At 69.8% G+C, this 9,688-nt stretch carries 8 protein-coding genes and 2 pseudogenes; 4 read left to right on the top strand and 6 right to left on the bottom strand.

Going from position 1 to position 9,688, the window contains the following annotated elements; translation table 11 throughout:
- A pseudogene (locus VEC03_RS14415) lies at positions 1-252 on the top strand (catalase); the annotation flags it as partial.
- 130 nt (positions 253-382) lie between these two features.
- Here VEC03_RS14415 and VEC03_RS14410 read toward each other — a convergent pair.
- The 3 genes from VEC03_RS14410 to VEC03_RS14400 form a co-directional block, all read right to left on the bottom strand.
- Complete coding sequence (locus VEC03_RS14410; RefSeq protein WP_324916360.1) at positions 383-601, bottom strand: hypothetical protein; 219 nt, start codon at positions 599-601, stop codon at positions 383-385.
- An 84-nt stretch (positions 602-685) separates the two neighbouring features.
- A complete protein-coding gene (locus VEC03_RS14405) occupies positions 686-1,678 on the bottom strand; it encodes a catalase (RefSeq protein ID WP_324916357.1) in 993 nt (330 codons plus the stop codon).
- 32 nt (positions 1,679-1,710) lie between these two features.
- The gene (locus VEC03_RS14400; RefSeq protein ID WP_324916354.1) at positions 1,711-3,423 is read right to left on the bottom strand and encodes a long-chain fatty acid--CoA ligase; all 1,713 of its coding nucleotides are present in this window, start codon (positions 3,421-3,423) and stop codon (positions 1,711-1,713) included.
- 109 nt (positions 3,424-3,532) lie between these two features.
- Between VEC03_RS14400 and VEC03_RS14395 the strand changes: the two genes are divergently transcribed.
- Complete coding sequence (locus VEC03_RS14395) at positions 3,533-4,543, top strand: glycerophosphodiester phosphodiesterase (RefSeq protein WP_324916350.1); 1,011 nt, start codon at positions 3,533-3,535, stop codon at positions 4,541-4,543.
- A gap of 27 nt (positions 4,544-4,570) precedes the next feature.
- On the opposite strand, the gene VEC03_RS14390 is transcribed toward VEC03_RS14395, so the two are convergent.
- From VEC03_RS14390 to VEC03_RS14380, 3 genes and pseudogenes are all read right to left on the bottom strand, one after another.
- The gene (locus VEC03_RS14390; RefSeq protein WP_324916347.1) at positions 4,571-4,990 is read right to left on the bottom strand and encodes a thioesterase family protein; all 420 of its coding nucleotides are present in this window, start codon (positions 4,988-4,990) and stop codon (positions 4,571-4,573) included.
- Positions 4,987-5,829, bottom strand: a pseudogene (locus VEC03_RS14385) (DMT family transporter). The gene VEC03_RS14390 and the pseudogene VEC03_RS14385 overlap by 4 nt, the downstream one beginning before the upstream one ends.
- Before the next feature lie 62 nt (positions 5,830-5,891).
- Positions 5,892-6,674, bottom strand: a complete 783-nt coding sequence (locus tag VEC03_RS14380) for an SDR family oxidoreductase (protein ID WP_324916345.1) — start codon at positions 6,672-6,674, stop codon at positions 5,892-5,894.
- A 138-nt stretch (positions 6,675-6,812) separates the two neighbouring features.
- On the opposite strand from VEC03_RS14380, the gene VEC03_RS14375 reads away from it, so the two are divergent.
- Positions 6,813-8,498, top strand: coding sequence for an electron transfer flavoprotein-ubiquinone oxidoreductase (locus tag VEC03_RS14375; RefSeq protein WP_324916342.1), 1,686 nt, complete (start codon positions 6,813-6,815; stop codon positions 8,496-8,498).
- Positions 8,499-8,661: 163 nt separating this feature from the next.
- Positions 8,662-9,633, top strand: coding sequence for a TRAP transporter substrate-binding protein (locus tag VEC03_RS14370; RefSeq protein WP_324916338.1), 972 nt, complete (start codon positions 8,662-8,664; stop codon positions 9,631-9,633).
- Positions 9,634-9,688 lie beyond the last annotated feature (55 nt).

Here is a 9,688-nt window from a genome sequence, read left to right as displayed (position 1 = left end):
GACCTCAAGGAGTGCCCCGAGGTGATCGCGCTGCGCATGGTCTGGCACCTGTGGCACTGCGACGAGGACTACGGCCGCCGCGTGGCCGAGGTCGCGGGCATCGACCTGGAGAAGGCCAAGGCCCTTCCGCCGCTGCCCGGCCGGCCCGCGCCGCACCAGGATCGCGAGCGGCCCACCTACAGCAGCGGGGCGCCGGAGTCGTCGCGCCAGCAGGACACGCAGGACGCGACGCAAGGGGCAGCCGTCAAGTAGCCACTCAAGGAGCCTTCGCCCGCGCCCCCGCCGGGCGCGGTGCGTCCCAAGTCTTCTGCAGGCGCGCGTAGTCGCGTTCCTGCCGCAGCATGTGGACCCTGGCAGCAGGTGCGGGTGCGCACCGGCGTCGTCACCGACGCTGCGGGTCTGCGGCCTGCCCGTCGCGGTCGGCGATGGCGTTGCAGGCGCTGTCCACCGACACCGGGTCGCTGGCCGGGAAGGTGTACTCGACCGCGGTGTCCAGCACCTCGTCGTAGCTGGGCTGCGGACCGAGCGGCGCCTGCTCGTTGCGCTCCGGTGCGACGCCCTTGGCAAAGCGCTCGTGGGCCGGGGTGGGTTGCGGGGACATGGGGACTCCTGGGCATGGACCTGCCCGTTAATGGGCAAGGGGCATGCCATTCCGCCGACGTCCCCGCCGGGCCGATGTCCGATTTCAGGCCGCGCCGCGCGCCTGCTGGCTGGCCAGGTACACCGCCCGGCGCGCCCGCTGCACCTCGCCCAGCGGCCGGTGCTCGGCCAGGCCCTGCCACGGGTCGATGCGACCGGCTTCCAGCTGCTGCGCCAGCGCCTGTGCCTCGGCGGACGAGAGGTCCTGTTGCGGCAGCACCAGGCGCGCCACCGTGCTGTAGGGCGTGGGCCAGGGCACCGAGGCGTCCTCGATCGGCGTCAGCGTTTCGCTGGCGAAGTACTGCAGCTGCAGGTCCCAGCCCAGCGGGCCCCGCTGCAGGCGGCGCCGGAAGTCGGCGCCCCAGTCCTGGCGCGCTGAGCGATCCGGTTCGCCATTGGCGGCATCCGGCACCAGCCGCACGCGCACGGCGTAGGGGCCGTTGGCCATCGGGAGGGCGCTGTACAGCTGCTCCGTGGCGAACCCGGTGAACGGCCGGCCCATCGTGCGGGCCAGGGCAGCCAGCTGCCGCGGCACGCCCAGCCAGCCGTAGCGCCGCACGATGTGTGCGAACAGCGCCGCGTTGCCGCGGGCGACCGCTTCGACGAAGGCCACGAACTCCTCGCTGCGGGCAAAGGCGAAGGCTTCCTGGTTGATCAGCGTGAAGTGCTGGCTGCTGGCCGCGCCGCCCAGCGCCGAAGCGCCCTGCACCCCCTCGATGCGGATGGCAAAGCCGCGGATGTCGGGGGTCTTGTCCGAGGCCCGGTCCAGGCCGCCGTTGGACAGCCGCACCTGCGCCGCGTAGGTGCCGGGGCGCGCGAACAGGCCGTGCCGGGCGAAGTCGGGAAGGCCGTCCAGCACCTGGAGCGTGCCTTGCGCCGCCACCAGCTGCTTCCGGTGCAGTCCTCGCCCGACGCCCCAGCGCTGCGAGCGCTGGGCCTGGATGCGCGTGAACACTTCGGCGTAGCCGGCGAAGCGCTGGGCCTCGGCCGGGTCGACCTGCTCCTGCCAGCCGGTGCTCGGCGGCGGTACGTTCGCCATGGTTTCCCCTCCTCGTTGGCGTGTCGAAGCGCTCAACCGCGCGGCTCGGCCTCCTGCAGCGTGCGCCACATGACCTTGCCGCTGCCACTCTTGGGCAGGGCGTCGGCGAACTGCACGATGCGCGGCGCCTTGTAGACCGCCATGTTCTCGCGGCACCAGTCGATGATCTGCTGCTCGCTGACCTGACCCTTGTGCGCGGCGCGCAGCACCACCACGGCCTTGACCGTCTCGCCGCGGTATTCGTCGCGGGCCGCGATCACGCAGGCCTCCTGGATGGCGGGGTGGCGGAACATCAGCGCCTCCACCTCGGCCGGCCAGACCTTGAAGCCGCTGGCGTTGATCATGCGCTTCAAGCGGTCGGTGATGAAGAAGTAGCCGTCCTCGTCCATGCGGCCGAGGTCGCCGGAGCGGAAGAAGCGCTGTCCGTCCAGCTCGAAGAAGGCAGCCTCGGTGGCCTCGGGCCGCTTCCAGTAGCCGTCGAACACCATGGGGCCGCGGATCGCGATCTCGCCCTGCTCACCGACCGGCACTTCGCGCAGCGTTTCCGGGTCGACCACCCGCGCGTCGCAGCTCATGAAGGGAATGCCCAGGCACTGCTGCTTGGGCGCATCCGGCGGGTTGCTGTGCGAGGGCGCGGCGGTCTCGGTCAGGCCGTAGCCCTCGACGTAGCGCAGGCCGAACTGCTCCAGCAGCCGCTGCGCCACCGCCTGCGGCATCGCCGCGCCGCCGCCGCCGATGTGCGCCAGGCTGGACAGGTCGAAGTGCCCGAAGTCCGGGCTGCCCATCAGGTCGATGACCATGGTGGGGATGTTGGTCCAGGTCGTCACCTTCCAGCTGGAGATCAATCGGCCGGCAAGGTCGCGGTCCCAGCGCGGCATGACCACCAGCGTGCCGCCGATGTAGATCGCCGAGTGCATCACGCTGACCATGCCGGTGATGTGGAACATGGGCACCACCAGCAGGCTCACGGTCTCGGCGGTGGCGTTGCCCCAGGCCGCGCTGGCCACCGCGTTGTGCATCAGGCTGCGGTGCGGATGCATGCAGCCCTTGGGCAGGCCGGTGGTGCCGCTGGTGTAGGGCAGCACCGCGAGGTCCTGCGGGCCCACCTCGAACGGCGGCAGCGGCAGGTCGTTGGCCAGCGCCTCGTCCCAGTCGATCACGTTGCCGCCGGCCAGCGCCGGCAGCGGCGGGCGCGCCAGCAGCCAGTCGCGCCAGGCCGCGGGCGGCGCACAGGCGCCGGTGGCCTCGGCATCGAAGGCGTCGGTGTACTGCGTGACCACCAGGTGCGACAGTCGCTGCTCCGGCGCCAGCTGGTCGCTGGCCCGCGCGATCTCGCCGGCGACATCGCCGGTGGCGATGGCCACCTTGGCATCCGGGTCCACGATGTAGTGCTTGAGCTCCTCGGCCCGGTTCATCGGGTTGACCGGCACCACCACCGCGTTGGCGCGCAGGATGGCGAAGTGCGCGACCACCAGTTGCGGGCAGTTCTGCATGTCCAGCAGCACCCGGTCGCCCTTGCGCACCCCCAGCGCGTGCAGCCGCGCCGCCAGCCGCTCGGCCATGCGCACGAGCTCGGGGTAGCTGAAGACGCGGTCGAAGAAGGCGAGCGCCGGCTTGGCCGGGTAGCGGCGCGCGCTGATCGCGAGGTTGTCCCACAGCGAGGTCTGGGGCGGCGTCAGCGCGTGCGGCAGGCGCGCGGGCCAGAAGCGATGGTGGGGACGGGAGGGTTGCGCGGGATCGGGCATGGACCGCAGCCTAGCGAGCACGCTGCCCGATCGGCACCGGGGAAGCACGGAGCCCGTCGCGTAAGCGACGCCAGCCTATGATGCCTGCCCTTTCCGCCACCGCCGACCGATGCGACCCCTTGCCGCCCTCTTCTCTTCCACCCTGCCTGGCCGCGCCGCGGCGCATGCGGCGCTGCGCTGGCTGCTCACGGCCGCGCTGCTGGTCGCCGGGACGGCCGCCTTCGCCTTCGACCTGCAGGGCCACCGCGGCGCCCGCGGCCTGCTGCCGGAGAACACGCTGGCCGGCTTCGAGCGCGCGCTGCGCATCGGCGTGAGCACGCTCGAGATGGACGCGGCCGTCACCGCCGACGGGGTGGTGGTGCTGTCGCACGATCCGGTGCTGAACCCCGACCTGGTGCGCGGGCCGGACGGGCAGTGGATCACCGAGCCGCTGGTGATCCGCCAGCTCACCCATGCGCAGCTGCAGGCCTTCGACGTCGGTCGCCTGCGCCCGGGCAGCGCCTATGCGCGCACCTTCGGCGAGCAGCAGCCGGTCGACGGATCGCGCATCCCGACGCTGGCCTCGGTGTTCGAGCTGGCCAAGCGGCTGGGCGCGGCGCACGTGCAGTTCGACATCGAGACCAAGATCGACCTGCGCAACCCGCAGAACACGCTGGAACCGGAGCCCTTCGTGCAGGCGCTGCTGAAGGTGATCCGCGAGGCCGGCATGGAGGACCGGGTGATGGTGCAGAGCTTCGACTGGCGCACGCTGCAGGTCCTGCGCAAGGTGGCGCCGCGCATCCGCACCGTGTACCTGAGCGCCCAGTTACCGCGCTTCACCAACCTGGATTCACCGGTGACGACCGCCGGCTTCACGCTGGCCGAGCACGGCAGCGTGCCGGCCATGGTCAAGGCCGCCGGCGGGCACGTGTGGTCGCCCAACTTCCAGGCGCTGACGGCCGATGCGGTGCGGCACGCGCAGTCCATGGGCCTGGAGGTGGTGCCCTGGACCGTGAACGCCGGCGCCGACATCGCCCGCGTGCTGGACCTGGGCGTGGACGGGATCATTTCCGACTACCCGGACCGCGTGCGCGCCGAGATGCGGAAACGCGGGATGGCGCTGCCGCCGGCGGTGGAGTAGGCCGCCCCTTTCGCTTGACGGAGGGGCTTATTCCAGGTGCTTCCTGAACCAATCCGGCAGCGGTGCCGACTTCTGCTTCGGGAAGTCCACCCAAACCGTGGTCGCCCCGCCCGATGCATAAATCACGCCGCGGTCGTCGGTGCGCTCCATGGTGGCCCAGGTCTCGAACGAGCTGCGGCCGGGGCTGCTGACGTACATGGCCAGGTAGATGTCGCCCGGGTACTCCAGCTGCTTGTGGAAGTTGCAGAAGGCATTGACGATCAGCGGGCCCGCGCCGCGCGGGTCGGGCACGCAGTCGATGGTGCGGAACCAGTCGATGCGCAGCACCTCGAGGTAGCGGAAATAGAGCGTGTTGTTGACGTGGCCCATCGCGTCCATGTCGCCCCAGCGCATGGGCAGGGTCATTTCGTGGACGAGCTTCTTGTCCTGGGGCAGTTCGAGTTTCATTGGTGCGCCTTGATCGAGGCCAGGATGCCCAGCGTGAACAGCACGCAGGCCGCAAGCTGGGACGCGCTCGGCCACTGCCCGTCCCACGCGAAAGAATAGAACAGCGCGAACAGCGTCTCGCTGAAGATCAGCTGTCCGCACAGGCTGGCCGACAGGCGCCGGCTCGCCACGTTCCACAGGATGGTGGCCAGCCATGCCGACCCGAAGCCGGTGCCCAGCGCCAGCGAGAGGAACATCCTGCGATCGGGCTGCGCCAGCAGCTGCGGCAGCGGCGAGCCCGCCAGCGCCCACAGCAGCAGCGCGCCCAGCCCGGTCGCCACGCCCAGCCAGTTGGCCCATTCGGTCACCTGCACCTGCGCATGCCGCTTGAGCCAGCGCGCATTGAGGATGGCGAAGGCCGTCCAGGACACCAGCGACACCGCGGCGAAGAGCACGCCGCGCCAGAAATGCGGCGCATGGTCCGTGCCGGCCAGCCCACGGGCCGCGCCCATCATGAGCAGCAGCCCGGCCGCGGTCAGCGCGAGGCCGGGCAGCAGGGCCGACCAGCGCAGGTGGCCCGGCTTGCCCAGCAGCATGACCCAGATCGGGATGGTGCCGATCACCAGCGTGGGCACCTCGGTGCCGGCGTCGCGGATCGCCAGCACCAGCAGCAGGTAGTAGCCGGTGAAGCCGAGGACGCTCAGGCCGACGGCGGCGAGCGCCTACGATCCCGTGGGCAGCGGCCGCGCGCGCATCGCCCACAGCACCAGCAGCGCCGACACCGCGCCGTAGGCCACGAAGCGGCCGGCGGCGAGGTCCACCGAGGAGTAGCCCTGCACCATGCGCGGGGCGACGAACACCAGCCCCCACAGGGCGCCCGCGCCCAGGCCGGCGAGCACGCCGGACAGCGTGCGCCCGGGGATCAAATGCCGAAGCCGTCGTCGGCCGCGATCACGGCCCCGTTGATGAAGTGGCTCTCGCTGCTGGCCAGCAGCACCAGCAGCGCGTCCAGGTCCTCGGGGCTGCCCACGCGCTTGCGCGGCAGCATGTTCACCAGCTTCTGGCCCTGCTCGGTGGCCCAGTGGTGATGGTTGATCTCGGTGTCGATGTAGCCGGGGCAGATCGCGTTGACGTTGATCTCGAAGCGGCCCCACTCCAGCGCCATCGCCTTGGTCATCTGCACGATCGCCGCCTTGCTCATGGCATACACGCCGATCTGCGCCAGCGGCCGCAGCCCGGCCATGGAGGCGATGTTGATGATGCGCCCGCCGGTGAAGGTGCCCGGCGCCGCGCCCTTGGCCCTCGCCAGCATCCGCTTGCCGACTTCCTGCGCGACGAAGAAGGCGCCCTTGACGTTGGTGTCGAAGATCCAGTCGTAGTCCTCCTCCGTCACCTCCTGCAGGCGCTGGGTGGTGCTCACGCCGGAGTTGTTGACCAGGATGTCGATCGAGCCGACCTCGGTTTCGGCATGGGCGACCGCCGCACGGATGCTGTCCAGGTCGGTGACGTCCAGCGGCACGACGTGGGCGTCGCCGCCCGCGCCCTCGATCTGGGCGCGCAGGTCCTTGAGCTTCTCCACGCGGCGCGCGGCCAGCACCACGGCGGCGCCGGCGCCGGCCAGCGTGCGCGCGAACTGCCCCCCGAGGCCGCCGGATGCGCCGGTCACGAAGGCGACACGGCCGGAAAGATCGATGCTGTAGCTCACTGGAGTCTCCTGCTCGGAAGCGCAAGGGGCGGTGGGTGGCAGCGCGCGGAAGAACGCGCGGGGGCGCCGAATAGAATCCGCTGTTCGCCCGCGCGCGCCCGGCACGCGCGAGGCGCCCGACGATTATCGAGCACAGACATGACCCAGGAAGAAATCCTCGCCCAGTACGGCCCGCGCGAAGCGATGGAGTACGACGTCGTCGTCGTCGGCGCCGGCCCTGCCGGCCTGGCCACGGCCATCCGGCTCAAGCAACTGGCGGCGGAGCACGGCCGCGAGGTCTCGGTGGTGGTGCTCGAGAAGGGCTCCGAGCCGGGCGCGCACATCCTGTCGGGCGCCATCGTCGACCCGCGCGCGCTGAGCGAGCTGATCCCCGACTGGAAGGAACTGGGCGCCCCGCTGACGCAGCCGGTCACCGAGGACATCTTCCTGTTCCTCAACGAGACCGGCGCGCGCCGCACGCCCAACTTCCTGCTGCCGAAGAACTTCGCCAACCATGGCAACTACATCGTCAGCCTGGCCAACGTGGTGCGCTGGCTGGCGCAGCAGGCCGAGGCGCTGGGCGTGGAGATCTTCCCCGGCTTCCCGGCCGCCGAGGTGCTGTTCAACGAGGACGGCTCCGTCAAGGGCGTGGCCACGGCCAACATGGGCATCGGCAAGGACGGCGAGCCGACCGGGAACTTCCAGCTCGGGATGGAGCTGCATGCCAAGTACACGGTGTTCGCCGAAGGCTGCCGCGGCCACCTGGGCAGGCAGCTGATCAGCCAGTTCAAGCTGGACGAAGGCTGCGACCCGCAGAGCTACAGCATCGGCATCAAGGAAGTGTGGGAGATCGACCCGTCCCGCCACACGCCGGGCCTGGCGCTGCACAGCGCCGGCTGGCCGCTGGACCAGATGACCTACGGCGGCTCCTTCATGTACCACATGGAGGACAACCTGGTCTCGATCGGCTTCGTGGTCGGCCTGGACTACCAGAACCCCTACCTGTCGCCCTACGAGGAGTTCCAGCGCTTCAAGACCCACCCCAACATCCGCTGGTACTTCGAGGGCCCCGGCGGCGCCAAGCGGCTGGGCTACGGCGCCCGCGCGCTGACGGTGGGCGGGCTGCTGTCGCTGCCGAAGACGGTGTTCCCGGGCGGCGCGCTGGTGGGCGACGACGCGGGCTTCCTGAACTCCTCGCGCATCAAGGGCAGCCATGCCGCGATCAAGACCGGCATGCTGGCGGCCGAGGCCGCCTTCGTCGCCCTCGGCCAGGGCCGCCAGCACGACGAACTGGGCGCCTACCCGGAAGCCTTCGAGCGCTCCTGGCTGTACGCCGAGCTGAACCAGTCGCGCAACTTCAAGCAGTGGTTCAAGAAGGGCCGCACCGTCGCCACCCTGATGACCGGCGTCGAGCAGTTCCTGCTGCGCGGCCACATCCCCTGGACCCTGCACCGCGACAAGCCGGACCACGCCTGCCTGAAGCCCGCGGCCCAATGCAAGCCGATCGCCTATCCCAAGGCCGACGGCAAGCTCACCTTCGACCGGCTCTCCTCGGTGTTCATCTCCAACACCAACCACGAGGAGAACCAGCCGGCCCACCTGACGCTCAAGGACGCCTCGGTGCCGGTGGACGTGAACCTGCGCCAGTACGCCGGGCCGGAGCAGCGCTACTGCCCCGCCGGTGTCTACGAGTTCGTCAAGGACGAGGCCACCGGCGCCGAGCGGCTGCAGATCAACGCCCAGAACTGCGTTCACTGCAAGACCTGCGACATCAAGGACCCGACGCAGAACATCGTCTGGGTCACGCCGGAGGGCGGCGGCGGGCCGAACTACACCAACATGTGACGGTCGCGGCGCAGTCCCGCGCCGCTTCCCCGTCCTGGGGCGGGCGGCTTACCTTTCGCCCGTCTGACAACCTCTCGTTCTACGTGGAACTCCTGTTGTGCCGGCCCGGCGCCCCGGGCATCCTCGCGGCTTTCTACCGGCAAATGACCCAAGGAGACCTCTCGTGAAACTGAGCAAACTGTTCCTGGCGCTGGCCGCGGGGCTGGTGATGGGCGGGTCCGCGTTCGCGCAGACCACCATGAAGATCAGCATCTCGACCTCGCAGAATTCCCACCAGGGCATCGCGATCGACACCTTCGCCAAGGAGGTCGAGAAGCGCACCAACGGCCGCTACAAGGTCCAGACCTTCTACAACGGCGCCCTGGGCGGCGAGCGCGAGTCGATCGAGGCGGTGCAGCTCGGCACGCAGGAGCTGGCCTTCTCCTCCACCGGCCCGGTGCCCAACTTCGTGCCGGAAACCAAGATCCTGGACGTGCCGTTCCTGTTCCGCGACAAGGCGCATGCGCGCGCGGTGCTCGACGGCCCGATCGGCGCCGAGATGCTGACGAAGTTCGACTCCAAGGGCTTCAAGGCGCTGGCCTGGGCCGAGAACGGCTTCCGGCACATGACCAACAGCAAGCGCGAGGTGAAGTCGCCCGACGACCTGAAGGGCCTGAAGATGCGCACCATGGAGAACCCGGTGCACATCGCCGCGTACAAGGGCTTCGGCATCGTCACTACGCCCATGGCCTTTCCCGAGGTGTTCACCGCGCTGCAGCAGGGCACCGTGGACGGCCAGGAGAACCCGCTGTCTGTGATCATCGCCGCCAAGTTCGACCAGGTGCAAAAGCACCTGTCGCTGACCGGCCACGTGTACTCGCCCTGCATCTGGGTGATGAACAAGGCGATGTTCGACAAGCTGTCGCCCGAGGACCAGAAACACTTCCTGGACGCGGCCAAGGAGGCCACCAAGGCCAACCGCGCCCGCGTGGACGAGGATGACGCCAAGGGCGTCGCCGACCTGCGCGCCAAGGGCATGAACGTGGTCGAGAACGTCGACAAGGCGAAGTTCGTCAAGGCCCTGGCCACGGTGAACGCCGACTTCGAGAAGCAGTTCGGCAAGGCCAACATCGAGAAGATCCGCAACTACAAATGACGTGCGGGGATGACCAGCTGCTGTCATCCGTGACCAGCAACTGTCATCCCGGGCT

Source organism: Ramlibacter sp. (genome assembly GCF_035627355.1).
Lineage (GTDB): Bacteria > Pseudomonadota > Gammaproteobacteria > Burkholderiales > Burkholderiaceae_C > Ramlibacter.
Note: the sequence above shows the minus strand (reverse complement) of the source record. Positions and strands in the feature narration are given on the sequence as shown.

Coding starts and splice junctions, on each gene's coding strand:
- VEC03_RS14375 (WP_324916342.1), top strand. CDS start 6,813: ATGACCCAGGAAGAAATCCTCGCCCAGTACGGCCCGCGCGAAGCGATG.
- VEC03_RS14400 (WP_324916354.1), bottom strand. CDS start 3,423: ATGCCCGATCCCGCGCAACCCTCCCGTCCCCACCATCGCTTCTGGCCC.
- VEC03_RS14410 (WP_324916360.1), bottom strand. CDS start 601: ATGTCCCCGCAACCCACCCCGGCCCACGAGCGCTTTGCCAAGGGCGTC.
- VEC03_RS14405 (WP_324916357.1), bottom strand. CDS start 1,678: ATGGCGAACGTACCGCCGCCGAGCACCGGCTGGCAGGAGCAGGTCGAC.
- VEC03_RS14390 (WP_324916347.1), bottom strand. CDS start 4,990: ATGAAACTCGAACTGCCCCAGGACAAGAAGCTCGTCCACGAAATGACC.
- VEC03_RS14395 (WP_324916350.1), top strand. CDS start 3,533: ATGCGACCCCTTGCCGCCCTCTTCTCTTCCACCCTGCCTGGCCGCGCC.